Origin of the sequence: Micromonospora sp. URMC 103, assembly GCF_051386435.1 — a bacterium.
GTDB lineage: Bacteria > Actinomycetota > Actinomycetes > Mycobacteriales > Micromonosporaceae > Micromonospora.
This window is the reverse complement of record NZ_JBPQTR010000006.1, coordinates 1,083,075-1,108,532: the sequence shown is the minus strand read 5'-3', so window position 1 is coordinate 1,108,532 and position 25,458 is coordinate 1,083,075. Positions and strand designations below refer to the sequence as shown.

Below are 25,458 nucleotides of genomic sequence, written 5' to 3'. Positions count from 1 at the left end.
GGGACGAAGTCGTAACGAGGTAAGTTAATCTTACCGGAAGGTGCGGCTGGATCACCTCCTTTCTAAGGAGCACCATCCACCGAAAGGTGGTATGGAGCCCGCGACCTGCGAATGTCGGGTCGGGGTGCTCAATGGCGGAGACACTGGCGAGTTTTTTCCTGGCAACGGCTGGGGTTCTTCTAGTACGACCATCTTCGGGTCGTCAGGAACGAGGTCCCTGGTGCGGCTGGGAGGGGATGATGAGCACCCTGTTGGGTCCTGAAAGAACAACCACGGTTGTCTTTCAGAGCCATGGATCGGGACGTGATGTCCTGGTTGGCGCCAGGCATGGCCTGGCTTCGCATACCGCCGGCGGTTGTCGGGTCTGGTGTGGGGCTTTTGGGTTGTGGGTTGGTCGTTTGTTGAGAATTGCACAGTGGACGCGAGCATCTTTGTGGTCAAGTTGTCAAGGGCGAACGGTGGATGCCTTGGCACCAGGAGCCGATGAAGGACGTGGGAGGCCGCGATAGGCCTGGGGGAGCTGTCAACCGAGCTGTGATCCCAGGGTGTCCGAATGGGGGAACCCGGCTGGAGTCATGTCCAGTCACCCGCACCTGAACACATAGGGTGTGTGGGGGGAACGCGGGGAAGTGAAACATCTCAGTACCCGTAGGAAGAGAAAACAATTTAGTGATTCCGTGAGTAGTGGCGAGCGAAAGCGGATTGAGGCTAAACCGGCTGCGTGTGATACCTGTCAGGGGTTGCGTGGTCGGGGTTGTGGGACCCCACTGAACATGCTGACACGTGTTCGAGGAGTTACAAAGCCAGTGGTTAGTCGAATAGTCTGGAAAGGCTGACCGTAGACGGTGAGAGTCCGGTAGGTGAAAACTGCTGTCTTGTGGGTGTTCCCGAGTAGCGGCGGACTCCTGAAATCTGCCGTGAATCTGCCAGGACCACCTGGTAAGCCTAAATACTTCCTGGTGACCGATAGCGGACGAGTACCGTGAGGGAATGGTGAAAAGTACCCCGGGAGGGGAGTGAAATAGTACCTGAAACCGTTCGCCTACAATCCGTCGGAGCCTTTAGGGGTGACGGCGTGCCTTTTGAAGAATGAGCCTGCGAGTTAGTGGCATGTGGCGAGGTTAACCCGTGTGGGGGAGCCGTAGCGAAAGCGAGTCTGAATAGGGCGATTCAGTCGCGTGTCCTAGAGACCCGAAGCGGGGTGATCTAGCCATGGGCAGGCTGAAGCGCGGGTAAGACCGCGTGGAGGGCCGAACCCACCAACGTTGAAAAGTTGGGGGATGACCTGTGGTTAGGGGTGAAAGGCCAATCAAACTCCGTGATAGCTGGTTCTCCCCGAAATGCATTTAGGTGCAGCGTCGCGTGTTTCTTGCCGGAGGTAGAGCACTGGATGGTCTAGGGGGCCCACAAGCTTACCGAAATCAGCCAAACTCCGAATGCCGGTAAGTGAGAGCGCGGCAGTGAGACTGCGGGGGATAAGCTTCGTAGTCGAGAGGGAAACAGCCCAGATCACCAGCTAAGGCCCCTAAGCGTGTGCTAAGTGGAAAAGGATGTGGGGTCGCATAGACAACCAGGAGGTTGGCTTAGAGCAGCCACCCTTTAAAGAGTGCGTAATAGCTCACTGGTCAAGTGGTTCCGCGCCGACAATGTAGCGGGGCTCAAGCACACCGCCGAAGCTGTGGCACTCACACAATAACTTCGCCGGCGCCTTCGGGTGTTGGTGCAGGTGTGTGGGTGGGTAGGGGAGCGTCGTGCCGGGGGTGAAGCAGCCGAGTGATCGAGTTGTGGACGCGGCACGAGTGAGAATGCAGGCATGAGTAGCGAAAGAAGGGTGAGAAACCCTTCCGCCGGATGACCAAGGGTTCCAGGGCCAGGCTAATCCGCCCTGGGTGAGTCGGGACCTAAGGCGAGGCCGAGAGGCGTAGTCGATGGACAACGGGTTGATATTCCCGTACCCGCGAAGGAGCGACCCTGACGAACCTCGTTGTGCTAACCACCCGAACTGTGGGCGGTCTTCGGACCAATCACGGGGAGCGTGGGAACCTGGCGGGTAGTAGTCAAGCGATGGGGTGACGCAGGAAGGTAGCTGAGCCCGGCCGGTGGTTGTGCCGGGGTAAGCGTGTAGGCCGTGCCGTAGGCAAATCCGCGGTGCATGAAGGCTGAGACGTGATGCCGAGCCGATTCAGGTGAAGTCAGTGATCCTATGCTGCCGAGAAAAGCCTCTAGCGAGTTCCGAGCGGCCCGTACCCCAAACCGACACAGGTGGTCAGGTAGAGAATACCGAGGCGATCGGGCGAACTGTGGTTAAGGAACTCGGCAAATTGCCCCCGTAACTTAGGGAGAAGGGGGGCCGGAGACGTGAAGCCCCGCGCGGGTGGAGCGTTGTATGGCCGCAGAGAGCAGGGGGAAGCGACTGTTTACTAAAAACACAGGTCCATGCGAAGAAGTAATTCGATGTATATGGACTGACGCCTGCCCGGTGCTGGAACGTTAAGGGGACCTGTTAGCTCTTTCGGGGGCGAAGCGGAGAACTTAAGCGCCAGTAAACGGCGGTGGTAACTATAACCATCCTAAGGTAGCGAAATTCCTTGTCGGGTAAGTTCCGACCTGCACGAATGGCGTAACGACTTCCCCACTGTCTCAACCACAGGCCCGGCGAAATTGCACTACGAGTAAAGATGCTCGTTACGCGCGGCAGGACGGAAAGACCCCGGGACCTTTACTATAGCTTGACATTGGTATCCGAATTAGCTTGTGTAGGATAGGTGGGAGCCGGTGAAGTCCATACGCCAGTATGGGTGGAGGCAATCTTGAAATACCACTCTGGTTGATTTGGGTATCTAACTTCGGACCGTTATCCGGTTCAGGGACAGTGTCTGGTGGGTAGTTTAACTGGGGCGGTTGCCTCCTAAAGGGTAACGGAGGCGCCCAAAGGTTCCCTCAGCCTGGTTGGCAATCAGGTGTTGAGTGCAAGTACACAAGGGAGCTTGACTGTGAGACTGACAGGTCGAGCAGGGACGAAAGTCGGGACTAGTGATCCGGCACTTGCGTGTGGAAGCGGTGTCGCTCAACGGATAAAAGGTACCCCGGGGATAACAGGCTGATCTTCCCCAAGAGTCCATATCGACGGGATGGTTTGGCACCTCGATGTCGGCTCGTCGCATCCTGGGGCTGTAGCAGGTCCCAAGGGTTGGGCTGTTCGCCCATTAAAGCGGTACGCGAGCTGGGTTTAGAACGTCGTGAGACAGTTCGGTCCCTATCCGCCGCGCGCGTAGGATACTTGAGAAGGGCTGTCCCTAGTACGAGAGGACCGGGACGGACGAACCTCTGGTGTGCCAGTTGTCCCGCCAGGGGCACGGCTGGTTAGCTACGTTCGGAAGGGATAACCGCTGAAAGCATCTAAGCGGGAAGCTCGCTTCAAGATGAGGTATCCCACCCACCTTTGTGGGGTAAGGCCCCCAGCTAGACGACTGGGTTGATAGGCCGGAAATGTAAGCCCGGTAACGGGTTCAGTTGACCGGTACTAATAGGCCGAGGACTTGACTACGAAGCTGCTACGCGTCCACTGTGCAACTCCCGACAAACGAACAACAAACCCGCCCGTGTGGGTGTTGTTTGATATGTCGATAGAGTTACGGCGGTCATGGCGGAGGGGAAACGCCCGGTTACATTCCGAACCCGGAAGCTAAGCCCTCCAGCGCCGATGGTACTGCACTCGCGAGGGTGTGGGAGAGTAGGACACCGCCGGACATTCTTTCTGTCAGGGCCATCCCGATACCGGGATGGCCCTGACAGCATTTCTGGACCATTTTGCCGGACACCGCGGACCCCGTCCGTCGTTCGCCTGAGCGGGCGGCGGGCCCCTCGTTAGCGTCGAACAGCGGGGAGAGCGCCCCGTCGTTCGTCGACGACCAGGGAGCGGGAATGAGGATCGGCATCATCGGCTCGGGACACATCGGCGGCAACCTGACCCGCCGGCTCACGGCGTTGGGACACCAGGTCACGGTGGCGAACTCCCGTGGCCCCCAGACCCTCCGGGCGCTCGGCGGCGAGACCGGTGCCGGGACGGGCACGGTCGAGGAGGCCATCCGGGACGCGGACGTCGTCGTGGTGGCCGTACCCCTGATGGCGGTCCCCGACCTGCCCGGCGAGCTGTTCGCCGGGAAGATCGTGGTCGACGCCGACAACTACTACCCCGACCGCGACGGCGACATCCCCGAGCTGATGGACGGCACGTCGTCCAGCCGGTGGACGGCGGCCCACCTCCGCGGCGCGCGGCTCGTGAAGGCGTTCAACACCATCACGGCGCAGCACCTCCTGGAGAACGGTCGCCCGTCGGGCGCCCCCGACCGGATCGCCCTGCCGGTGGCGAGCGACGACGTGGACGCCAAGCGGGTCGTCATGGACCTCGTCGACGCCCTCGGCTTCGACGCCGTCGACGGCGGGACCCTCGACGACAGCTGGCGGCAGGAGCCCGGCACACCCGTCTACCTGGCCGACCGCAACGCGGACGGGGTACGGCAGGGGCTCGCCGAGGCGCGCCGCTGAGACCGCGTACGGCCGGGAAGGAGCGTGACCCGCGACGCCGCCGGCGTCAGGACGCGGGGCCGCAGACGTAGCGGGGTTCGGCGTCGTAGCGCCAGGTGAACTTCTCCCGCTTCACCACCTTGCCGTCCTTGCGGATGACCCGGTAGGCGTCCTGCGTGAACCCGTTGATGCCGTTGCTGGGAATGCACGACGGGCCGGGGGTCAGGTGGATCGTCCGCGGCGTGGTGACGTTCCGGCGGGGGCTGTACTCGGTCTTCACGCTGTCGTAGATCTTCGTGCTCCAGATCGACACGGTGATCGTGCTCGACGTGTACGACGTGTCGACGAGCACCCCGTACGGGGTGTCGTTGCGGAACTTGAAGTCCAGGTCCGGCCAGAAGATGGTCGACTCGATGACCGCCGGGTACCGGTCGAACCAGTACGAGTGCGGCTTGTGCTCGACATCCTCCAGACCCGCGTAGTAGATGGCGTTGAACAGCGTGGTGGTGAACTGCGAGGTGCCGCCGCCCACGCCGGGGACCAGCTTGCCGTCGAGGATCACGGGGGCGTCCCGGTAGCCCTGGGCGTAGCCCCGCTCACCCGTGTGCCCGTTGAGGGAGAACGTCTCGCCGGGCAGCACCACGGTGCCGTCGACCTCCTTGGCGATCGTGGCGATGTTCTGGCTCCGCGGTGACGACATGCCACCGGTGAAGCGGGTCGTGAACGAGGAGACCTTCTCCTTGATGCCGAGGCCGGCCACCTTCTCGGCGGTCAGCTCCGGTTGCACCGGCTTCAGCTCCGCACGTACCTCCCGCGCGTCGGCCTGCGGCAGGACGGCCAGCAGGTCCCGCTCGAGCGCCGCCGCGTCCACCTGCTGGCCGGGGCGGCCCGCGTCCACCACCTTCGGCGCGCCGCCGGAGATGCTCATGCGGGCGTCCCTCGGCGCCGTCTCGATGGCCGCCAGGTCGTCGCCGAGCGCGCCGCGCAGCCGCTTCACGTCCACGCGCGGGGTCAGCTTCCCCGCCTTGTCGGCGCTGAACCGCAGGCTCTTCGCGATCGCCGCCGGCGGGACGGTCACGGAGCCCCGGCCGGTCGTGATCTTCACGGGCGCGGCGACGGCCGGTCTCGCCAACTCGGCCACGAGACGGTCGACCTCCTCGGCGGTGGTCGCCGGTTGGGACTCGACGAGCGGCACGGTGACCGTCCGGTCGTCGAGCCAGCCGGCCCGGACCGCCTCGGCGGACCGCTCGGGGTCCAGCGCGAGACCGGGCTTCGGGTGGACCACCTTCGGGGTGGTGCCGGCGTACGTGATGGCCGGCATGGTCATTTTCCGGCCCTGGTCGCCGGCGGCCTTCTCGAGCGCCTTGTGCAGCCGGTCGGCGTCGACCGTGACGACCGGCCGCATCGAACGGGAGCCGACCAGCCGGCTCACCGGGTGGGCGTCGGCCTCCGTCGCGGCCGCCACGGTCGCGTCCACGTCCACGGCGAGGCCGACATCGGCCGGGTCGATCTCGACGGTGCGCTCCCCGACCTGTGCCCGTAGCGGCGCGCCGAGGTCGGCGGCCCGCCGGTCGAGCGCGGCCCGCAGCTCACGGGCGGCCTCGGCGCGGCTGCGCCCGCCGAGTTCCGCGCCGAGCACCGTGGTGCCGCGCGGCACGTCTCCCGCGTACGCGTAGGCGCCGGCGCCCGCAACACCGCCCAGCACCGCGGTGGCCACCCCGGCCGCGAGCAGCAGCCGGACGCGGCGTGTGCGGCGCGGGCCCGCCGGCGCCGGGGGCTGGACCTCCTCGATGGGCCAAGTGACCGCGGTGACCTGCACGGTAGGCCGGTCGTCGTCGGGTGGACGGGTCTCGCCGTACAGCGTCACAGCAACCTCGATCGCGACGTGCCAGCGGGGTCCGTCCCCGCGCGGGAGACACCTACGGTAGCCAACGCCCGGCGCGGTGGACGGCCGCCGCCCGACGGTCGGGTCACGGCGTGTCGCCCGGCGTGTCGGCGAACACGGCGGCCGGGACGGCGGCCGGCGACGCGGCATGGGACGGTAGCGGCATGCGCAGGGACGAGCGGGTGTTCGCGTACGGCGGTGGGTGGCTCGACCGGGCGGGCGCGCTGCGTACGGACGCGGAGCGGATGGCCGCGCTCCGGGCCGACGGGCGGACGACCGTCCTCCCCCTGTGGCGGGACCGGTGCCTGCTCGACGCCGCCGACCTCCCGGTCCGGCTCGCGGGCGACGCGGCCGGCCCGGTGCTCGCGGCCGCGGACGAGACCGTCTTCCTCGGCCTGGACGACACCGGCGCGGCGCTCTTCGGCGCCGACCTCACCGGGCACAGCGAGGCGGAGGCGCTGGCCCTGGCCGGTGCCGTGTCGACCCTCGACGTGCGGCGACTGGCGGGCCGGCTCGACCCGGCCGCGGCTGCCGCCCAGGCGTACGCGCGGGGGCTGCTGTACTGGCACCGGCAGCAACGCTGGTGCGGCAGCTGCGGCGCGCCCACGACCGCCCGGGACGGCGGGCACGTGCGGGTCTGCTCGGGAGCCGGGTGCGGCCGGCTGCACTTTCCGCGGATCGAGCCGGCGATCATCGTGCTGCTCGTGGCGCCGGGCGCTCCCGACCGCTGCCTGCTGGCCCGGCACGCGGGCAGCGCCGAGGGGTCGTACTCGACGCTGGCCGGGTTCGTGGAGGTGGGCGAGAGCCTGGAGGACGCGGTACGCCGGGAGATGGCCGAGGAAGTCGGCGTCACGGTGACGGACCTGTCGTACCAGGGGTCGCAGGCGTGGCCGTTCCCGGCGGGGCTCATGGTCGGATTCCGGGCGAGGGCCGCCTCGGACGAGGTCCAGGTGGACGGCGTGGAGCTGCTGGAGGCGCGCTGGTTCACCCGGGACGAGCTGCGGGCCCGAATGGCGGCGGGTCACCCCGTCGGCCGGATCGACTCGATCGATCACCATCTGCTCGGTGGCTGGCTGGCCGAAGCGGCGTGAGGACGGCCGCACGGGGCGGCGGGCCCCGCCGTACGGGTGAGGATGAGCTCATCCACAGCGCCTGTTCAGCCTACCGTTACGAAACCGTGACGATGGCATGCCGTAGCTACGCGAGGTGAAGCGTCGCGTGCCGGTTGCTCCGCGTCCGACCGGTTTGTCCCGTCCTCGTCGTCCGCCCGTTGTTAACCTCCGGTAACCGTGGGCGATCTTGATACCACGTCCGAGTTACCGGTCAGTAGCCAGGGCCTTGTGAGCCAGGTCGCTTCGCGAGAGCATCCAATCCGCACTGCGCGAACACCGCGGACTGCCCCCCGGCGCGGAGCGCAGCGGCCACGTGCTTTCCCGTCGTCCCGAGTCGCGCGTGCGACCGGTGACCCCCGGTTCGAGGAGGACCTCGTGAAGGATTCGGAAGACCGCCAGGCGCAGGGCGGGACCCGCTGGCGCCGGTTCGCCGCGATGATGGTTCCCGCCGCTCTCGCGGCCGGCGGCATCGTCTTCGGCATGGCCAACGGCGCCATCGCCGCCAACATCACGGTGGCCGGCAAGCCGTTCAAGGTGTCCGCCGCCGAGCTGGACGGCGGCGGCTTCAAGCAGTACGGCGGCATCGTGACCACGAAGGACGGCAAGGTCATTCCGGTGGCGATGTCGGAGATCGGCGACGCGACGCTGACCAAGCTCTGCCAGTCGGTCGACGCCTCCGTGCCCGGCGTGATGCGGGTGGTCCTCACCATCAACGCCGGCGACGGCGGCCCCGGCAAGGAGGCTCACGCCAAGGGCATGGTGATCGCCATGGACTCGCTCGACGGAAACGCCGAGTTCACGAACATCAACATCGGCAGGGACGCCAGTGACTTCAGCCCGGCGGAAAAGGGCTCCTTCGGCCAGGACGCCGAGCACGTGAACATCAAGGACCTGAAGCAGGTCGCCCGGTACACCACGGCCGGCACCTTCACCCTGACCGGCCTCAAGCTCAAGGTGAACGTGGGCGACGACGCCAAGGAATGCTTCTGAACTGACCCGAGGCCCGTGGAGGACGCCCTCCACGGGCCTCGTTCCATCCCACCCCTTCCCCACCGCTACGGAGGACGTACGTGTCGACCGCCACTCATCGCGCCGAGCCGGGCCGCTTCGGTCGGGCCTGGCGCGGCTTCCGCCGCTGGCGGCGGTCCCGGCCGTTCTGGGGAGGTCTCTTCACCATCCTCGCCGGAGCGGAGATCCTCGGCACCACCAAGGTGAGCCTGGCCGGCCTGACCCTCCAGATGGGCCCGACCGGCTTCCTGTCCTGGCTGATCCCCACCATCCTGATCACCTGCGGGCTGCTGCTGTGGCTCAGCCCGGCACAGCGGATCTTCTACTCGGTCGTCGCCGCGGTGACGGCGGTCTACTCGCTGATCGGGGTCAACCTCGGCGGCTTCTTCGTCGGCATGCTGCTCGGCATGGTGGGCAGCGCCCTCGGCTTCGCCTGGGTGCCGTCCCGGCGTGGCGACGCGAAGGTGGCCGCGACGCCGCCGGCCGACGAGCCGGCCGACGAAGACGAGGACACGGACGAGCCGGCCCTGGTCGACGAGCTCATGCCGAAGCCGGAGAGCGAGGTCACCGGTCCGCTCACCGACACCCTGCCGCAGCCCCGTAACCCGCTGCGGGAGCACGCACCCGTCGACTCCGACAGCCCGGATCGCGACACCACGCCGATCCCGCCCGCCGCCGGGCAGGACGGGACGCCGTCGCGATCGGTCGCACGGGACCCGAAGACGTACGTCGTGACGCTGGTCCTGCTCAGCCTCGCCGCCACGGGCGTGGTGGCGGTCGACGGTCCGGCGCCGGTGCGGGCCGCACCGACCTGCCCGACGTCCGCGCCGCCCCGGCCCGCCGAGTCCGTGTCCACCTCGGCCGGCGCCACCGCGAGCCCCGATGCCAGCCCCGACGCCAGCAGCGGCGCCCCGGCCGACGACCCGAAGTCGGACGACGGGAACCTGCTCACCCACATCGTCGACGGCATCGGCGACCTGCTCACCGGTGGCGACGACGAGGAGGACGCGCGGGAGCCCGAGGCCGAGACCAGCGCCGACGCCGCCCGCGCCGAACCGGACGGCACGACCAGCGGCGACCCGGTCTCGCCGTCGGCCACGCCCAACGCCACGCCGACCCGGACGGCGACGCCCCGGGCGACCGCCACCGCCCTGCCGACCCGCCCCGCCAAGCCGGACACCACGTGCCCGACGCCGAAGCCGACGGCCTCCGGCCAGGTCGAGCCGGGCAAGCTGCTGCCGAAGCTCGACCCCGAGCCCGGGCAGCCGAAGGTGGCCGCCAAGCCCGGAAAACTCACCGGCTCGAAGGTGAAGATGACGCGCCTGCGCTTCGAGGGGATCGTCGACCTGCCCACCGCCAAGGGCACGCTCAAGACGTTGAAGTTCACCATGGACGAGGCGGCGACCGACGACTTCGTCCTCACCGTGGACGGCCCGGCCGGCAAGTCGGTCCAGTACGTCACGAAGCAGCTGGTCGTGAAGGACGACCTCCCGGGCAAGGCCGGGTCGCCGCCCGTCAAGGGCCCACGAGTGGCCTTCTACGCGACGCGGTTCGTGGGCCGGCTCGCCGGAATCAAGATCACCCTGACGCCGGATCTGCCGTTCCCGAACGGGATCCCGGTCACCGTGCCGATCGCGATCACCTTCACGGAGCCGGTGATCGACCTGGCGTTCATCACCTGCGGCACCCTCACGGCGAACACCAAGGGACCGCTGCACATCAAGCTCGTCTAGGAACGGCCGATGACGGGCCGGGACGGGAGGGATCCCGTCCCGGCCCGCCGTCCGCTCAGAGGCGCGCGAGCGCCCGGCGCAGCGGGTCCAGCCCGAGTGCGCCCAGGTCGAGCGCCTGCCGGTGGAACTCCTTGAGGTCGAAGTCGGCGCCCTTGCGCGCCTTCGCCTCGTCGCGGGCCTGGAGCCAGATGCGCTCGCCCACCTTGTACGACGGCGCCTGCCCCGGCCAGCCCAGGTAGCGGTTCAGCTCGAAGCGGAGGTTCTCGTCCGGCACGCGGCAGTGCGCGCGCATGAACTCCCAACCCAGCTCGGGCGTCCACCGCTCGCCCGGGTGGAAGCCGAACGGGTTGTCCCGCGGGATCTCCAGCTCCAGGTGCATGCCGATGTCGACGATGACGCGGGCCGCCCGCATGGCCTGCCCGTCGAGCATGCCGAGCTTGTCGCCCGGGTCCTCCAGGTAGCCCAGCTCGTCCATCAACCGCTCGGAGTAGAGCGCCCAGCCCTCGCCGTGCCCGGAGACCCAGCAGAGCAGCCGCTGCCAGCGGTTGAGCAGGTCGGCCCGGACGGCGGTCTGCCCGACCTGGAGGTGGTGGCCCGGCACACCCTCGTGGTAGACCGTGGTCACCTCACGCCAGGTGGAGAAGTCGGTGATGCCCTGCGGCACGGCCCACCACATCCGCCCCGGGCGGGAGAAGTCCTCGCTCGGCCCCGTGTAGTAGATCGCGCCGTCGCTGGTCGGGGCCAGGCAGCACTCGATCCGTCGTACCTGCTCCGGGATGTCGAAGTGCGTGCCGTGCAGCTCGCTGATGGCCTTGTCGGCGAGCGCCTGCATCCAGTCGCGGAACGCCTCCTTGCCCTGGATGGTCCGCGCCGGGTCGGCGTCCAGCTTGGCCACGGCCTCGTCGACCGTGGCGCCCGGCCCGGCGATGCGCGCGGCCACCTGCCGCATGTCGCTCTCCAGGCGGGCCAGCTCCGCGAAGCCCCAGGCGTACGTCTCGTCCAGGTCGACCCGTGCGCCGAGGAAGTACTGCGAGGCCAGCTCGTAGCGCTCCCGGCCGGCGGCCTGCTTGTCCCGCCCCCGAGGGGCCAGCTCGTTGCGGAGGAACTGGCCGAACTCGGCGGTCGCCGCGGTCGCCGCCGCCGCGCCGCGCCGCAGTTCCGCGCCGACGCTGCCCTCCGCGCCGAGCCGCTCGACCAGGCCGTGGAAGAAGTTGTCGCCGTTCGGGTCGACCCAGATGTCGCACTGCTTGGCCACCTCGGTCAGCTGCACCTTCGAGCTGACGTGCCCGGCGGCGGCCGCCTCGCGCAGCGTCGTCTTGTAGCCCTCGAGAGCGGCCGCGAAGCCGTTGAGTCGGGCCGCGACGTTGGCCTGCGCGTCGGTGCCCTCGGTCGGCATCAGGTCGAAGACCATTCGGATGTCGTGCAGCCCGCTGGCGATCACGTTGACCTCGCTGGTCGTCTCGCCCGCGTCGTAGCGCGCGAGGTCGAGGCCCAGCCGCTCCTGCATGGCCTCCTTGGCGGTCCGTTCCGCCTCGGTCTCGGGCTCGGTCACGTCGAGGTCGGCCAGCGTGCGGCGGGTGAGCTCGGCCCTCGCCGCGTACCCGTCGGGCGTCAGGTCGTCGAGTTTGTCGTCATAGCCGGCGATGCCGACGAAGGTGGCTCCGGTCGGGCTCAGGGGCGCCCACTCGGCCACGTAACGGTTCGCGAGTTCGTCGATTCGTCCCACGTGGCGACACTACGTGACCTGCGCGGTTCCGTGTCGACCACGTGCGCTGATCGAGGTGGCGGGCCCGTGCCAACCGGCTGGCCCACGGACGGATCATGTGGCGTCGGACACGCGGTCCGGAAGTCGCGGGACATTGTCGTACGTCTCCGGCAGAGTGTCAGGGGTGACCACCCACTTCACCCCTGACCGCCCGGCGCTCCGGAGCTGGCTGCCCGGCTTCCTCGCGCTGGCCGCCATCTGGGGCTCCAGCTTCCTGTTCATCAAGGTGGGCGTCGAGGAGCTGCACCCCCTCCAGCTCACTCTCTACCGGGTGGCCGCCGGAGCGGTCACGCTGCTCGTGGTGCTCGCCGTGCTCCGCGACCGGCTGCCCCGCGAGCCCCGGGTCTGGGGCCACCTCACGGTCGTCGCCGCGCTGGGCGTGGCCCTCCCGTTCACGCTCTTCGGCTACGGCGAGCAGCGGGTCGAGTCGATGCTGGCGGGCATCTGGAACGCCACGACCCCGTTGATCGTGCTGCCCCTCGCGGTGCTGGTCTTCCGCACCGAACGGCTCACCCGGCGCAGCGCGGTCGGGCTGGCGCTCGGCTTCGCGGGCGTGCTGGTGGTGCTCGGCGTCTGGGAGGGCGTCGGCGGGTCCCACTTCACCGGCCAGCTGCTGTGCTTTGGCGCGGCGGCCTGCTACGGGGTGGGCATCCCGTACCAGAAGCGGTTCGTCGCCGGCAGCACGCACTCGGGCGTCTCCCTCTCCGCCGCGCAGTTGCTGATCGCCGTGGCGCAGCTCGCCATCGTCACTCCGCTGGTGGCCGGCGTGCCCCCGGTGCCCACCGAGCTGTCGCCCCGGGTGCTGGCCAGCGTGCTGGCGCTCGGCGCGCTCGGCACCGGCCTCGCCTTCGTCATCAACATGCGCAACATCCGGGTCGTCGGGGCGAGCACGGCCTCCACCGTGACCTACCTGATCCCGGTGTTCGCGGTGCTCATCGGCGCACTGGTCCTCGACGAGCGGCTGAACTGGCACCAGCCCGTCGGCGCGTTGGTCGTGCTGGTCGGCGTCGCCGTCTCCCAGGGGCTGATCGGCCGGCGGCGCCGGGCGGCGGTCAGCGTCGGCACGCCCGCCGTGCCCGCCGCCGAGCCGGCGAGCAGCCGCTAGGAGCGCTTGCGGGTCCAGTCGACCAGCTCCCCCGCCGACCAGGTGTTGACCACCCGGTCGGCGGGCACGCCGCAGCGGGCCGCCCGCTCGCAACCGAACCGCTGCCAGTCGAGCTGGCCCGGAGCGTGCGCGTCGGTGTTGATGGCGAAGCGGCAGCCCGCCTCCAGGGCGCGGCGGATCAGCCGCTTCGGCGGGTCCTGCCGCTCCGGCCGCGAGTTGATCTCGACGGCGACGTCGTGCTCGGCGCACGCCGCGAACACGGCGTCCGCGTCGAAGTCGCTCTCCTTGCGGGTACGCGCCCGATGGCCGCGGTCGCCCGGCCCCGTGACCCCGACGGGGCGCGAGGAGACCATCCGGCCGGTGCAGTGACCGAGGATGTCCAGGTGCGGGTTGGCGATCGCGGCCAGCATGCGCCGGGTCATCTTCGACCGCTCGTCGTTCAGCCCGCTGTGCACCGACCCGACCACCACGTCGAGCCGGGCCAGCAGCTCCTCGTCCTGGTCCAGCGAGCCGTCGGCGAGGATGTCCACCTCGATCCCGGTGAGGATCCGGAACCCCTCGGGCAACGCCGCGTTCACCTGCTCGACGTGGTCGAGCTGACGCCGCAGCCGGGCGGCCGTCAGGCCCCGCGCCACCGTCAGCCGGGGCGAGTGGTCGGTCAGCACCACGTACTCGTGCCCCAACTCGACGGCGGCCAGCGCCATCTCCTCGATGGGGGAGCCGCCGTCGGACCAGTCGGAGTGGGTGTGGCAGTCGCCGCGCAGCGCCGTCCGCAGCGCGGTGGCCTCGGCGTCCAGGTCGCTGCCCTCGGTGGCCACGAGCCGTCGCAGGTAGACCGGTTCCTCCCCGGCGAGCGACTCGGCCACGCAGCGGGCCGTCACGTCACCGACGCCGGACAATTCGGTGAGGGTGCCGGCGGCGGCCCGGTCGGCCACCTCGGCCGCCGGCAGGGCGGAGAGCGCCTTGGCCGCGGACCGGAACGCCCGCACCCGGTAGGTCGCCTCGTTCGCGCGTTCCAGCAGGAACGCGATCCGCCTCAGGTCGGCGATGGGGTCCCGGGCCTTCATCCCACCGAACCTAGTCCCCGGGCGGCCGCTCAGGGAGTCTTCGGGCAGCCGTGCCGCCGCAGCCACCCGGCGACCTCGTCGGCCGCGAGCCGGTTGCTGCCCTTGCGCCACGCGTCGAGGTAGCGCGCCGGCCAGACGACGCCGCGACGGATCCACCAGTCGTCGTGGCCGGTGCACCGCGGGGAGATGCCGAAGTGCAGATGGCAGACGTTGTTGGCGTTGCCGGTCCGTCCCACCTTGCCCAGGGGGTCGCCGGCCCGGACCCGTACGCCCGCGTCGACGCCACGGGCGATCGCGCTGAGGTGCGAGCCGTAGTAGCGCACGCCGTCGTCGCCGAGCAGCGACACCGACAACCCGCCGTTGTCCGGCCCGAGCGGCTTCCGCTTGTCGAACCGGTCCACCCGGCTCACCTCGAGGATCGTGCCGTCGGTGACCGCGACGACCGGCTCGCCGCAGTCGGCGAAGATGTCCGTGGCCGGGTATCCGGAGTGTGTCGGGTGGTAGGCCACGTTGCCGGCCCGCACCGGAAAGACGTGCCGCACGCCGGCCCGCGCCGCCGGTGCCGACGGAGTGGGCGTACGCGTACCCGGCCCGGTCGGGCGGGCGGAGCCGGTCGGCGCGGTGGACGCGGGCGCGGGCTGGTCCCCGGTGGCCGGCGCGCTCGGCGGGACCGCCGTCACGCCACCCGCCGGCACGCCGGGCCGGGTGGACGCACAGCCGGCGGCCAGGACCGTGGCCGCCAGGAGCAGGGCGGGGTACGCGCGGCGCCGCGTCGTTCGCGAGGGCATCCGGTCATCCTGGCAGAGTCGGTACGGTGGAGACGAGTGGTCCGGGCGAGGGGAGGCGACGGTGACGACCGGCCAGCAGCCGTATCCGTACGACCCGGGCCCCGGATACCGGCCGATGCCGCGTACGCCCTCGGGGCTCTTTCCCGCCGGGCCCCCGACCCGGCCCACCTACCGCGAACCGCACCCGGTCACGGGCCCGGGCGTGGCCGCCGGCGCCGGCGCGGCCTTCGGCTGGCTGCTGCTGTTCGGGCTGCTCGGCACGGACGTGGCGAGCTACGCGTGGTGGACCCTGGTGGCCGGGCTGCTGGCCTGGCTCGCCGCCCTCGCGCTCGTGCGACACGGCGACCGCGGTGTGGCCACCGGCGTCGCCATCGTCACGGCCGGTGGTTGGAGCATCGCCGCCGCCGTCGTGGCCGTGCGCTGGGCGACCGGGGGTGACTGGCCGCTCTGGTGACTGCGGCCGGTGGCGGGTCGACTGCGGTCCGAATCCCGGCTTGACGTGGGCGTGCCGACTCGGCACGCTCGGCACCATGGCCTGGACCACTCCGCGGCTCGACCCCGACCGTAGCCGTCGTCGCCTGCAGCTCCTCGCCGAGTTGGCGGGCGCCCGGACGGTACGGCAGCGCGAGCGGCCGCAGCGGATGCGTACGGAGCGACTGCGGCAGCTCATCGCCACGCGACGGCGCATCGCCGGCTGAGGCGCGACGACGAACTTGTCAGGAATGACCGGCCCTTCGGGGCGTTGACCGGTCGCCTGCCGGCCCGACCGGCTAACGTGCACGCGTAACGAGTCGGCGTGCTGTGCCGAGGTAATTGGGGGGACCGTGTCGTACTTCGCTGCCGCCGTGGTGCGCGATGACGGCGGCTGGACGGCCGCCGAGGTGAACCTGCGGGGGGTCGCCGACATCGACGAGGTCGCCGACCGGCTGCGGGACGTCGACCAGGACGCGGACCTGTCGCTGCTCTTCATCGAGGCCGACGACACGTACCTGGTGCTCCTGCGGCTCGACGAGGGTGAGGACCTGCGTGTCTTCGGGTCGGACTCGGCGTACGCGGAGGAGTCGCGGCTGGGCGCCCTGCTGGTCGGTGACCTGAAGACGTCGGTCACCGGGCTGGACGAGGTGGAGGAGCCCCGCCCGGCCGTCGCTGGCGAGGAGGAGTCCGAGCAGCCCGCCGTCGACCCCGAGGCCGACCCGGTCGGCGACGCCGACATCCTCGCCGACCTGGGCATTCCGGCGCAGAAGTTGCTCAACCTCTGCGCCCAGGAGGGGATGCTGCCGGCCGACGTGACGGCCGAGGTGTGCCAGGTGCTGGGCTGCGTCGACGAGGTCGAGGAGCTGCGTGAGGTCTGAGCCGGTCGGCGGGGACCCGCTCCTGCCGCGCGGCGGCGAGCCGGCCGACGCCACCGACCCCGCCCTGGGGACCGTACGGCCCGGGCAGCCGACGCCCGGCCGGACCGGGCGCGTCGGCCCCGGCGCCGACGAGGGGCTGGCCGACCCCGGCGACCTGGGCCGCCGGCAGCGCCACGAGCTGTGGATGCGCCGGGCGCTGGAGGTGGCCGTCACGGGGCCCGCGGTCGGCGGGGACGGCGGCGCGACCGCCGACGACGTCCCGGTCGGCGCCGTGGTCTACGGGCCGGACGGCGCCGAGCTGGCGATCGGCCGCAACGAGCGCGAGCTGACCGGCGACCCGACCGCCCACGCCGAGGTGCTGGCCCTGCGCCGGGCCGCCGAGCGGCTGGGCCGGTGGCGGCTGGACGGGTGCACGCTCGTGGTCACCCTGGAGCCCTGCACGATGTGCGCGGGGGCGCTGGCGCTGGCCCGGGTCTCGACCGTGGTCTTCGGGGCCTGGGAGCCGAAGACCGGTGCCGTCGGGTCACTGTGGGACGTGCTGCGGGACCGGCGGCTCAACCACCGGCCGGAGGTCTACTCCGGGGTGCTGGAGAACGAGAGCGCCGCCCTGCTCCGCGCGTTCTTCCGCTGAGGCGCGCCGCTCGCCGCGGCGAGCGGCGCCCGTGATCTCGGCCGGTCGCAGCGCATCGGATCCGCTCCCGCTCGCGACGGCGCGGCGACGGCGACGGCCCCAGGGCGACCCGACGACCCGGTCGGCTGGCAGCTAGCGGAGGCTCCGGCCGGGCTCGGCCTTCCGCGTCTCCGGGACACCGGCGCCCGGGTGCGCGGCCGGCGCCTCGGGCAGCCGTACGGTCACCACGAGGCCGCCGCCCTCGCGCGGCTGCGCACTGACCGTGCCGCCGTGGGCCCGCGCCACCGCCCGCACGATGGAGAGGCCCAGCCCGAACCCCCGACCGGCGCCGACCCGCTCGCCGGAGAGCCGGCGGAAGGGCTCGAAGATGGTCTCCACGTCGTACGCCGGCACCGCCGGGCCCGTGTTGCTCACCGTGAGCGTGGCCCGGCCTCCCCGCACGCCCGTCGCGACCCACACCCGGCCGCCCGACGGCACGTTGTGCCGAAGGGCGTTCTCCACGAGGTTGGTGGTGAGCCGTTCGACGAGCACCGGATCGCCGACCACCTCCGCGGGCGCCAGCTCGCGCGTCACCGTGGCACCGCCCTCCCGTACGGTCTGGTCGAGCACGTGGTCGGCCACGTCGGCCAGGTCGATGCGCGACCGGGCGGTCAGCTCGTTCTCCGAGTCGGCCAGCGTGAGCAGGCCGTCGATGAGCCGCTCGTGCCGCTCGTTCACGGCCAGCAGCGACTCTCCGAGCCGGCGTACGTCGTCGGAGGCGCCCGGCCGGCTGACCGCCAGTTCGATGAGGGACCGGTTCAGCGCGAGCGGCGTACGCAGCTCGTGCGAGGCGTTCGCCACGAACCGGCGCTGCCCGTCGAAGGACCGGTCGAGCCGTTCCAGCATCTCGTCGAACGTGTCGGCCAGCTCGCGTACCTCGTCCTTCGGGCCGGCCAGGGAGATGCGTTCGTGCAGGCCGCGACCGGCCACGTCGGCGCCGGCGATCCGGCGGGCGGTCCCCGTGATCTGGTGCAGCGGTTGCAGCGCGCGGCCCGCCACGAGCCAGCCGAACGCGATGGCCACCACGGAGACCAGACCCAGTGCGATGCCGCCCTGGGTCAGGAGCGAGTCGAGCGCCTGGCTCCGGGCGTCGCCCTGCACCTTGTTGACGATGAGGCGCAACTGCTCGGCCTGGTCGCCGCTGAGCTTCCCCTCGACGCCCTGGACGATCGGCTTGACGTCGCGCAGCGACATCCCGAACGGCTGCGCGGTGCGCTGGTCGATGAGCACGTAGGTGACCGCGAGCAGGACCAGCCCGGCCACCAGGAACAGGCTCCCGTAGATCATGGTGAGCCGGGCGCGGAGAGAGAGTCGCTTCACGGTATCCGGTATCCCACACCGGGCACCGTCTCGACCACCTGCGGTTCGCCCAGCTTGCGGCGCACCTTCATGACGGTCACCCGGACCACGTTGGTGAACGGGTCGATGTGCTCGTCCCAGGCGCGTTCCAGCAGCTCCTCGGTCGTCACCGCCGCGCCGTCGGCGCGCATCAGCTCGACCAGGACGGCGAACTCCTTGCGGGACAGCGGCACGTACCGGCCGTCGCGGTGCACCTGGCGGCGGGCCGGGTCGAGCACGATGCCGGCACGGGCCAGCGTGGGTGGGGTGGCCCGCCGCGCCCGTCGGCTCAACGCGTGCACCCGGGCGGAGAGCTCGACCAGGGCGAACGGTTTCGTGAGGTAGTCGTCGGCGCCGATGGCCAGGCCGGCCACCCGCTCGCGTACGGCGGCCGCGGCGGTGAGCATGAGCACCCGCGTCTCCCCGCCGCCGTCCACGATCGCCCGGCACACCTCGTCACCGTGGACGACCGGCAGGTCCCGGTCGAGGACGACCACGTCGTAGTCGTTGACGCCGAGCCGCTCCAGGGCCGCGTCGCCGTCGTACGCGACGTCCACCGCGAACGCCTCGCGGCGCAGCCACTCGGCGATGCTCTCGGCGAGCAGGCTCTCGTCCTCGACCACCAGCACCCTCACGGGCCCAATGGTGCCTCGCCACCGCGTAACGCCGGCGTAAACGTCGGCGGTTACGCCGGGGATACGCCCGTCGTCGTCAACTGGTCGTGACGCCCGGCGGTGCGCCGGGTGCGGACAGTGCCCGGCGCACCGCCGGGCCGGAGAAGGAGCGCGCGTCATGCGACGAGGACTGTTCGCGCTGCCGCTGCTGCTCGCCCTGACCCTGCCGGCGTGCGGGGGGTCGGGCGAGGAGCCCACGGTGGCCACGGCGGGCGGCGGAGGGTCGCAGCCCGCGTCGGCGAGCCCGGCGGCCCAGCTCAGCGACGACGAACAGCGGCTGAGGTTCACCGAGTGCATGCGGGACAACGGGGTCGACGTGCCCGATCCGGAGCCGGGCGCCGACCGGGTGTTCCGGTTCGGCGGGAAGACCGACCCGGCGAAGGTGGAGAAGGCCATGGGGGCGTGCCGCCAGCACCTGCCCAACGGCGGCGAGAAGCTGAAGCTCGACCCGGAGCAGGTCGAGCGGCTGCGCAAGCTGGCCGCGTGCATGCGCGAGAACGGCGTGCCCGAGTTCCCCGACCCCCAGCCGGACGGCGGCATCGAGCTGCGGGTCGACAAGGTGAACATCAAGGACCCGAAGATGAAGGCCGCCATGGAGAAGTGCCGGCAGTACGCGCCGAAGCTCGCGGAGGCGACCAAGTGACCGCTCGCCGCACCCGGGTCCGCGTGGTCGCGGTGGGCGCCGCCGTCCTGGTGGCGGCCACCGCGGGCGTCGTGGCCGCCGTGGGCTTCGGCGGCACCGACCGCGGTACGGCGTCCGCCGACAGCGGGCCGCCGGCCACCGCCACCGTCACCCGCCAGACGCTGACCGACGCGCAGACCGTGGACGGCGAGCTGGGGTACGGCACGACGCGTACGGCGACGGCCCGGCTCGCCGGCACGATCACCGCGCTGCCGGAGGCCGGCACGGTGGTGAAGCGGGGCGGTCGGCTGTACGCGGTGGACAACGATCCCGTCGTGCTCCTCTACGGTGCGCTGCCCGCGTACCGGGTGCTGGAGCCGGGGCTGGAGGGCAGCGACGTGGCCCAGTTCGAGCGGAACCTGCGGGCGCTCGGCCACACCGGGTTCACGGTCGACGACGAGTACACGGGCAGCACCGCCGACGCGGTGCGGGAGTGGCAGGAGGACCTCGGGCTGCCGGAGACCGGCCGTGTCGAGCCGGGCCGGATCGTCTACGCCGGGGACGCGGTGCGGGTCGAGAGCCTGCCGGCGTCGACCGGGGACGCGGTGCAGCCCGGCCAGGCCGTGCTCACGTACACCGGGACGAGCCGGCTCGTGACCGTCGAGCTGGACGTGGACGACCAGCGGCTGGCCAAGGAGGGCGCCACCGTCGGCGTGGTCCTGCCGGACGGCACGTCCGTGGACGGCAGGGTCGCGTCGGCGGAGACCGTCATCGAGACCGGCTCGGGCGGCGGCTCGGGGCAGTCCGAGGAGGCCCAGACGAAGATCGAGGTCACCGTGTCGGTGGCCGATCCGGCGAAGCTCACCGGGTACGACCGCGCGAGCGTGGACGTCACCTTCACCGCCGCGGAGCGGCCGGACGTGCTCACCGTGCCGGTGGCCGCGCTGCTCGCGCTCGCCGAGGGCGGCTACGGGGTGGAGGTGGTCGAGGGCGGCCGGAGCCGGATCGTCGCCGTGACCACTGGCCTGTTCGCGGCCGGACGGGTCGAGGTCGGCGGCCCGGACCTCGTCGAGGGCCTCACGGTGGGGATGCCGGCATGACCGGTGACGCCGTGGTGCTGGACGGGGTGAGCCGGACGTACCCGGGCGGGGTCGTCGCGGTGCGCGAGGTCTCCCTGCGGATCGGGTACGGGGAGCTGGTGGCGATCGTCGGGCCGTCCGGGTCCGGCAAGTCGACGATGCTGCACCTCATCGGCACCCTGGACCGCCCGTCGGCCGGGCGGGCCCGGATCGACGGGTACGACGTGGCGGCCCTCCCGGACCGGCAACTCTCCGCGCTGCGGGCCCGCCGGATCGGCTTCGTCTTCCAGCAGTTCCACCTGGCCGCCGGCACGCCGGTGCTCGACAACGTGGCGGACGGGCTGCTCTATGCCGGCGTACCGCGAAGGGAGCGGCGGCGGCGCGCGGAGGCCGCACTGGACCGCGTCGGCCTGGGACACCGGCTCACGCACCGGCCGCACGAACTCTCCGGCGGCGAGCGGCAACGCGTCGCGGTGGCCCGCGCGGTCGTCGGCGAGCCGGCGGTGCTGCTGGCCGACGAGCCGACCGGCAACCTCGACTCGGTGGCCGGCGCCGGAGTGCTCGCGCTGCTGCGCGACCTGCACGGCGCCGGGACGACCGTCGTCGTGATCACCCATGACCGGGAGATCGCCGACGGGCTGCCCCGCCAGGTGCGGATGCGCGACGGCCGGGTGGTGGCCGACGCGGCGGTACCGCTCGCCGAGGGGGTGCGTCCATGACGGCGGACGCGCGACCCCGCCTCGCGCCGGCCCGGCTGGGCGCGGGCGACGTGTTCCGGGTCGGCGGCGTGGGGCTGCGTACGCGGCCGCTGCGCGCGTTCCTCTCGGCGCTGGGCATCGCGATCGGTATCGCGGCGATGGTCGCGGTGGTCGGGATCTCGTCGTCGTCCCGCGCCGACCTGGACCGGACGCTCGACCGGCTCGGCACCAACCTGCTCACCGTGGCGCCCGGGAACACGCTCTTCGGCGACCGCGCGCGGCTGCCGATGGAGTCCGTGGCGATGATCGGGCGGATCGGGCCGGTGACCGGTGTCTCGGCCACCGGGCAGGTGCCCGACGCCCCGGTCTACCGCACCGACCGCATCCCGTCGGGCGAGACCGGTGGGATCGCCACCCGTGCCGTCCAGCTCGGGCTGCTCGACACCGTCGGCGCCACCGTACGCATCGGCACCTGGTTGAACGGGGCCACCGAGCGGTACCCCGCCGCGGTGCTCGGCGACGCGGCGGCCCGCCGGCTCGGCCTCGGCGCGCCCGGCCCGGACACGCAGGTGTACCTCGGCGGACGGTGGTTCACCGTGGTCGGCATCCTCGACCCGGCCCCGCTCGCACCGGAGCTGGACAGCTCCGCGCTGGTCGGCTGGCCGGCCGCCGAGGCGTACCTCGGGTTCGACGGCCACCCGACGACCGTCTACACGCGCTCCCGGGAGGCGTCGGTGGAGGCGGTCCGTGCGGTGCTCGGCGCGACCGCCAACCCGGAGGCGCCCAACGAGGTGCAGGTGTCCCGGCCGTCGGACGCGCTCGCCGCCGCGGCCGCCAGCGACGAGGCGTTCACGGGGCTGCTGCTCGGGCTCGGCGCGGTGGCGCTGCTCGTCGGCGGCGTCGGGGTCGCGAACACGATGGTCATCTCGGTGCTGGAACGGCGGGCCGAGATCGGGCTGCGGCGCTCCCTGGGCGCCACCCGCGGGCACGTCCGCGTCCAGTTTCTGGCCGAGTCGCTGCTGCTGTCGGCGCTCGGCGGGGCGGGCGGCGTGCTGCTCGGCATCCTCGTGACGGCCGGGTACGCGTTCTGGCGCGAGTGGCCGACGGTGGTGCCGGCCTGGGCCATGGCCGGCGGTGTGCTGGCGACCCTGGTGATCGGCGGTTTCGCGGGCCTCTATCCGGCCGTGCGGGCCGCCCGGCTCGCGCCCACCGAGGCGCTGGCCTGACGCGCTGATCGGGTGCGTCCGTCGCCGCGTGGGCGCCGGCGGACGGTCGTATTGTTCAGCGTGTGTGACCGCCGTCACCCCGACGGCGCGGCCTCCTGACGACGTCGCCCCGCCGTCCGTTCGGACGGCGGGGCGACGGGAGGCGACGGAACTCAGGCGATGATCGTGTCGAGCGCGATCTCCACCATCTGGCTGAAGGTCTGCTCGCGCTCCGCCGACGTGGTCTTCTCACCGGTCTTGATGTGGTCGCTGACCGTCAGCACGGTCAACGCCCGCGCCTTGAACCGCGCCGCGATCGTGTACAGCGCCGCGGACTCCATCTCCACGGCCAGCACCCCGTAGTCGGCGAGGGTGTCGTAGAGGTCCGGCCGGTCGGTGTAGAAGGCGTCCGCGGCCAGGATCGGCCCGACGTGCATGGTGACGCCCTGCCGCTCGGCCACCTCCACGGCCGTACGCAGCAGCCCGAAGTCGGCGACCGGGGCGTAGTCGATCAGCCCGTCGAAGCGCATCCGGTTCATGTTCGAGTCCGTGGAGGAGCCGATGGCCGCGATCACATCCCGCAACTGCAGGTCCTCCCGCAGGGCGCCGCAGGAGCCGACCCGGATCAGCGTCTTCACGCCGTACTCGTTGATCAGCTCGTGGGCGTAGATCGAGGCGGACGGCATGCCCATGCCCGAACCCTGGACGGAGACGTCGACGCCCTTCCAGCGGCCCGTGAAGCCGAGCATGCCGCGGACGGTCGAGTAGCACTCCGCGCCCTCGAGGTAGGTCTCCGCGATCCACTTGGCCCGCAGCGGGTCGCCCGGCATCAGGACCCGCTCGGCGATCTCTCCCGGCTTCGCGCCGATGTGCGTACTCATGGCAAAGATCCTGCCAGGCGCCGCCGAGCCGTACCGGTTCGGCATCCGAACACGGGGTCCTGTACCCTACTCGGCGGTGGTGTGTCCGAGTGGCCTAAGGAGCACGCCTCGAAAGCGTGTGAGGGTTTACGCCCTCCGCGGGTTCAAATCCCGCCGCCACCGCTCGTGAGATGCGAGAACGCCCGGTCGATCCGTGAGGATCGCACCGGGCGTTCCGCTTTCTGGTCTCGGGTTCGTACGCCGAGAATCACCAGCACCCGACGGTCACGTGACGGTCGTCCCGCGCTCGGCGCTAACAGGTGCGGAATGGCCGGGGCCTGCGACACGGGTGTCGGAGACACCGTGCTGCCCACGGCCGGCGACGAGATCAGGAACCACGGGGGAGTAGGAATGCCAACACCGTTCAGGCGGGCTGTGATCGGCGTCATCGCGGTGGCGCTGCTCGGCGGGCTCGGACTGACGTCCTGCGCAGCTCCGGACGAGAACGGCGCGGTGGAGGCCGGGTCGGTCCCGATCGACACCTCGGTGACCGGCGCTCCCGGACCGACCGACTCCGCTGGCTTCTCCGCCTCGCCGTCCGCGAGCCACTCCCCGTCGCCGTCGGCGAGCCGGTCGGCGTCGCCGTCGGCGAGCCGGTCTCCGAAGCCGTCGCTCAGCCGGTCGCCGTCGCGCGCCGCGACCAGCACGGCGGCGACGCCGGCCGTGGCGAGCAACATCGCCTCCCGGCTTCGCACCATCCCGGCCAGCACCCGGCAGCTCATCGTCGTCTACACCAGCGGCTACGGCACGAGCGTCGCCTCCCTCGAAACGTTCGAGAAGGTGAACGGTGCGTGGCGGTCGGAGTTCGGGGTGATGAGCGCGCGGATCGGCACCAAGGGATTCAGCGACAGCCATCAGGAGGGCGTCCCCACCACGCCCACCGGCGTCTACAGCATCGGCTCGACCATGTACGGGGTCCAGGCCAACCCCGGCGTGAAGTACGGCTACCACCGACTCGTGGCGGACGACTACTGGGACGAGAATCCCAGTTCGCCGACGTACAACAGCTTCGTGCACGGCACGGACCCGGGCGGGTACAGCGAGGCGTTGTGGCAGATCGTCCCCCAGTACAACTACTTCGCGGTCATCAACTACAACATCCCGGTGCGGGCAGCCACCCCGGCCCGCGGCAGCGGCATCTTCCTCCACGTGTCGGGAAGCGGCGGCACCGCCGGCTGTGTCTCGTTGACGCAGTCCAACCTGCTCCGGGTGCTGAAGTGGCTGGACCCGGCCGCCTCTCCGCGCATCGTGATGGCGCCCCGCGAGAACCTCGGCCGCTACTGACCGCCCCCGAGCGGAGGCCACACGTCCACCGGATGCCACCGCCGGCCCGTGCGGCCTCCGCTCAGCAGGGGCCGGCGCCCTCCTCGAAGAGTCGTCGCACCCAGTCGGCGTACCCGGCGATGACCTTCCGCACCTGGCGTCCATCGTGGAGGAACAGGTAGGCGCGGTCGCCCTGTCTGACCAGCAGCCCGTCGAGGCGGTAGGTGCCGCGCGGCGCGTGCAGCGGCGTGACCGACGGGTACCGGGCCCGGACCTCGGCCACCGGCGTACCCGTCGTGATCCCCTCGGCCGTCCGCATCGGGTCGCCGGCCCACAAGAGCACCAGTCGGTCGCCGACGAAGACCGGGCTGGCCATCTCGTGCCCGGTTAGCGTCGGGCCGCAGGCGACCACGTCGGTACGCAGGATGCCGCGCCGGGTCAGCTCGTCCTCGGTGTCGCCGAACTCGACGTTGCGCAGGCCGTTCAGGTCGAGCACCTCGCCGGCCGGCACCGGCCTCAGTGGACTCGGTGTGGAGCGGGTCGGTGGGCTGCCCGCGATGACGGCAGCCGACAGCAGCCCCGCGATAAAGGCAAATTGTCGCAATTTCATGGATTCCCCCGGGGTCCCTAACGGTCCGGGAGCGTCG

23 protein-coding genes, 1 tRNA gene and 2 rRNA genes are annotated in these 25,458 nt (G+C 71.0%); 17 read left to right on the top strand and 9 right to left on the bottom strand.

What is annotated here, in order from left to right; translation table 11 throughout:
* The first annotated feature begins 435 nt into the window (after positions 1 to 435).
* From ACSNOA_RS31500 to ACSNOA_RS31490, 3 genes are all read left to right on the top strand, one after another.
* A 23S ribosomal RNA gene (locus ACSNOA_RS31500) occupies positions 436 to 3,547 on the top strand.
* Positions 3,548 to 3,633: 86 nt separating this feature from the next.
* A 5S ribosomal RNA gene (gene rrf, locus ACSNOA_RS31495) occupies positions 3,634 to 3,750 on the top strand.
* Positions 3,751 to 3,810: 60 nt separating this feature from the next.
* Positions 3,811 to 4,548, top strand: a complete 738-nt coding sequence (locus ACSNOA_RS31490; protein ID WP_436663381.1) for an NADPH-dependent F420 reductase — start codon at positions 3,811 to 3,813, stop codon at positions 4,546 to 4,548.
* 46 nt (positions 4,549 to 4,594) lie between these two features.
* Here the strand turns inward: ACSNOA_RS31490 and ACSNOA_RS31485 are convergent, their stop codons facing one another.
* A complete protein-coding gene (locus ACSNOA_RS31485; protein ID WP_436663380.1) occupies positions 4,595 to 6,394 on the bottom strand; it encodes a VanW family protein in 1,800 nt (599 codons plus the stop codon).
* A gap of 182 nt (positions 6,395 to 6,576) precedes the next feature.
* Between ACSNOA_RS31485 and nudC the strand changes: the two genes are divergently transcribed.
* From nudC to ACSNOA_RS31470, 3 genes are all read left to right on the top strand, one after another.
* Positions 6,577 to 7,503 (top strand): NAD(+) diphosphatase, encoded by a 927-nt coding sequence (nudC, locus tag ACSNOA_RS31480; protein WP_436663379.1) that lies wholly within the window; start codon positions 6,577 to 6,579, stop codon positions 7,501 to 7,503.
* 456 nt (positions 7,504 to 7,959) lie between these two features.
* Positions 7,960 to 8,514 (top strand): DUF6230 family protein, encoded by a 555-nt coding sequence (locus ACSNOA_RS31475; protein ID WP_436663442.1) that lies wholly within the window; start codon positions 7,960 to 7,962, stop codon positions 8,512 to 8,514.
* A gap of 80 nt (positions 8,515 to 8,594) precedes the next feature.
* Positions 8,595 to 10,265, top strand: coding sequence for a DUF6114 domain-containing protein (locus ACSNOA_RS31470; protein ID WP_436663378.1), 1,671 nt, complete (start codon positions 8,595 to 8,597; stop codon positions 10,263 to 10,265).
* Between the two features lie 55 nt (positions 10,266 to 10,320).
* Here the strand turns inward: ACSNOA_RS31470 and ACSNOA_RS31465 are convergent, their stop codons facing one another.
* Positions 10,321 to 11,991, bottom strand: a complete 1,671-nt coding sequence (locus ACSNOA_RS31465) for a DUF885 domain-containing protein (RefSeq protein ID WP_436663377.1) — start codon at positions 11,989 to 11,991, stop codon at positions 10,321 to 10,323.
* A 163-nt stretch (positions 11,992 to 12,154) separates the two neighbouring features.
* On the opposite strand from ACSNOA_RS31465, the gene ACSNOA_RS31460 reads away from it, so the two are divergent.
* On the top strand, positions 12,155 to 13,135 hold the full coding sequence (locus tag ACSNOA_RS31460) for a DMT family transporter (RefSeq protein ID WP_436663376.1): 981 nt from the start codon (positions 12,155 to 12,157) through the stop codon (positions 13,133 to 13,135).
* On the opposite strand, the gene ACSNOA_RS31455 is transcribed toward ACSNOA_RS31460, so the two are convergent.
* Positions 13,132 to 14,202 carry a PHP domain-containing protein gene (locus ACSNOA_RS31455; protein ID WP_436663375.1) on the bottom strand — a complete coding sequence of 357 codons (1,071 nt, stop codon included), beginning with the start codon at positions 14,200 to 14,202 and terminating at the stop codon, positions 13,132 to 13,134. The two genes, ACSNOA_RS31460 and ACSNOA_RS31455, sit on opposite strands and share 4 nt — an antisense overlap.
* 29 nt (positions 14,203 to 14,231) lie before the next feature.
* The gene (locus ACSNOA_RS31450) at positions 14,232 to 14,990 is read right to left on the bottom strand and encodes a M23 family metallopeptidase (RefSeq protein ID WP_436663374.1); all 759 of its coding nucleotides are present in this window, start codon (positions 14,988 to 14,990) and stop codon (positions 14,232 to 14,234) included.
* A 115-nt stretch (positions 14,991 to 15,105) separates the two neighbouring features.
* On the opposite strand from ACSNOA_RS31450, the gene ACSNOA_RS31445 reads away from it, so the two are divergent.
* The 4 genes from ACSNOA_RS31445 to ACSNOA_RS31430 all read left to right on the top strand — a co-directional run bounded on the left by ACSNOA_RS31445 (position 15,106) and on the right by ACSNOA_RS31430 (position 16,973).
* On the top strand, positions 15,106 to 15,444 hold the full coding sequence (locus tag ACSNOA_RS31445) for a hypothetical protein (protein ID WP_436663441.1): 339 nt from the start codon (positions 15,106 to 15,108) through the stop codon (positions 15,442 to 15,444).
* A 76-nt stretch (positions 15,445 to 15,520) separates the two neighbouring features.
* The gene (locus ACSNOA_RS31440; protein ID WP_436663373.1) at positions 15,521 to 15,688 is read left to right on the top strand and encodes a hypothetical protein; all 168 of its coding nucleotides are present in this window, start codon (positions 15,521 to 15,523) and stop codon (positions 15,686 to 15,688) included.
* 126 nt (positions 15,689 to 15,814) lie between these two features.
* Positions 15,815 to 16,342: a tRNA adenosine deaminase-associated protein gene (locus ACSNOA_RS31435; RefSeq protein WP_436663372.1), complete on the top strand. Its 528-nt coding sequence runs from the start codon at positions 15,815 to 15,817 to the stop codon at positions 16,340 to 16,342.
* A gap of 184 nt (positions 16,343 to 16,526) precedes the next feature.
* Positions 16,527 to 16,973 carry a nucleoside deaminase gene (locus ACSNOA_RS31430; RefSeq protein ID WP_436663440.1) on the top strand — a complete coding sequence of 149 codons (447 nt, stop codon included), beginning with the start codon at positions 16,527 to 16,529 and terminating at the stop codon, positions 16,971 to 16,973.
* 132 nt (positions 16,974 to 17,105) lie between these two features.
* Here the strand turns inward: ACSNOA_RS31430 and ACSNOA_RS31425 are convergent, their stop codons facing one another.
* Both ACSNOA_RS31425 and ACSNOA_RS31420 read right to left on the bottom strand, forming a co-directional pair.
* Positions 17,106 to 18,332, bottom strand: a complete 1,227-nt coding sequence (locus ACSNOA_RS31425) for a sensor histidine kinase (RefSeq protein WP_436663371.1) — start codon at positions 18,330 to 18,332, stop codon at positions 17,106 to 17,108.
* Complete coding sequence (locus ACSNOA_RS31420) at positions 18,329 to 18,985, bottom strand: response regulator transcription factor (RefSeq protein ID WP_436663370.1); 657 nt, start codon at positions 18,983 to 18,985, stop codon at positions 18,329 to 18,331. Before ACSNOA_RS31420 ends, ACSNOA_RS31425 begins: the two co-directional genes overlap by 4 nt.
* Positions 18,986 to 19,142: 157 nt before the next feature.
* Here ACSNOA_RS31420 and ACSNOA_RS31415 point away from each other — a divergent pair, with 157 nt between their 5' ends.
* The 4 genes from ACSNOA_RS31415 to ACSNOA_RS31400 are packed head-to-tail and all read left to right on the top strand — an operon-like array spanning position 19,143 to position 22,649.
* The gene (locus ACSNOA_RS31415) at positions 19,143 to 19,667 is read left to right on the top strand and encodes a hypothetical protein (RefSeq protein ID WP_436663369.1); all 525 of its coding nucleotides are present in this window, start codon (positions 19,143 to 19,145) and stop codon (positions 19,665 to 19,667) included.
* On the top strand, positions 19,664 to 20,746 hold the full coding sequence (locus ACSNOA_RS31410) for a peptidoglycan-binding protein (protein WP_436663368.1): 1,083 nt from the start codon (positions 19,664 to 19,666) through the stop codon (positions 20,744 to 20,746). The genes ACSNOA_RS31415 and ACSNOA_RS31410 overlap by 4 nt, the downstream gene beginning before the upstream one ends.
* Positions 20,743 to 21,444: an ABC transporter ATP-binding protein gene (locus ACSNOA_RS31405; RefSeq protein WP_436663367.1), complete on the top strand. Its 702-nt coding sequence runs from the start codon at positions 20,743 to 20,745 to the stop codon at positions 21,442 to 21,444. Before ACSNOA_RS31410 ends, ACSNOA_RS31405 begins: the two co-directional genes overlap by 4 nt.
* Complete coding sequence (locus ACSNOA_RS31400) at positions 21,441 to 22,649, top strand: ABC transporter permease (RefSeq protein ID WP_436663366.1); 1,209 nt, start codon at positions 21,441 to 21,443, stop codon at positions 22,647 to 22,649. The genes ACSNOA_RS31405 and ACSNOA_RS31400 overlap by 4 nt, the downstream gene beginning before the upstream one ends.
* 152 nt (positions 22,650 to 22,801) lie before the next feature.
* Here the strand turns inward: ACSNOA_RS31400 and deoD are convergent, their stop codons facing one another.
* Positions 22,802 to 23,509, bottom strand: a complete 708-nt coding sequence (gene deoD, locus ACSNOA_RS31395) for a purine-nucleoside phosphorylase (RefSeq protein ID WP_358175968.1) — start codon at positions 23,507 to 23,509, stop codon at positions 22,802 to 22,804.
* Positions 23,510 to 23,584: 75 nt separating this feature from the next.
* Here deoD and ACSNOA_RS31390 point away from each other — a divergent pair.
* Positions 23,585 to 23,671: transfer RNA gene (locus tag ACSNOA_RS31390), tRNA-Ser, on the top strand.
* On the opposite strand, the gene ACSNOA_RS31385 is transcribed toward ACSNOA_RS31390, so the two are convergent.
* The gene (locus ACSNOA_RS31385; RefSeq protein WP_436663365.1) at positions 23,653 to 24,222 is read right to left on the bottom strand and encodes a hypothetical protein; all 570 of its coding nucleotides are present in this window, start codon (positions 24,220 to 24,222) and stop codon (positions 23,653 to 23,655) included. The two genes, ACSNOA_RS31390 and ACSNOA_RS31385, sit on opposite strands and share 19 nt — an antisense overlap.
* On the opposite strand from ACSNOA_RS31385, the gene ACSNOA_RS31380 reads away from it, so the two are divergent.
* Positions 24,212 to 24,832: a L,D-transpeptidase family protein gene (locus ACSNOA_RS31380; protein WP_436663364.1), complete on the top strand. Its 621-nt coding sequence runs from the start codon at positions 24,212 to 24,214 to the stop codon at positions 24,830 to 24,832. The two genes, ACSNOA_RS31385 and ACSNOA_RS31380, sit on opposite strands and share 11 nt — an antisense overlap.
* A gap of 61 nt (positions 24,833 to 24,893) precedes the next feature.
* On the opposite strand, the gene ACSNOA_RS31375 is transcribed toward ACSNOA_RS31380, so the two are convergent.
* Positions 24,894 to 25,385, bottom strand: coding sequence for a hypothetical protein (locus ACSNOA_RS31375; protein ID WP_436663439.1), 492 nt, complete (start codon positions 25,383 to 25,385; stop codon positions 24,894 to 24,896).
* Positions 25,386 to 25,458: the final 73 nt, after the last annotated feature.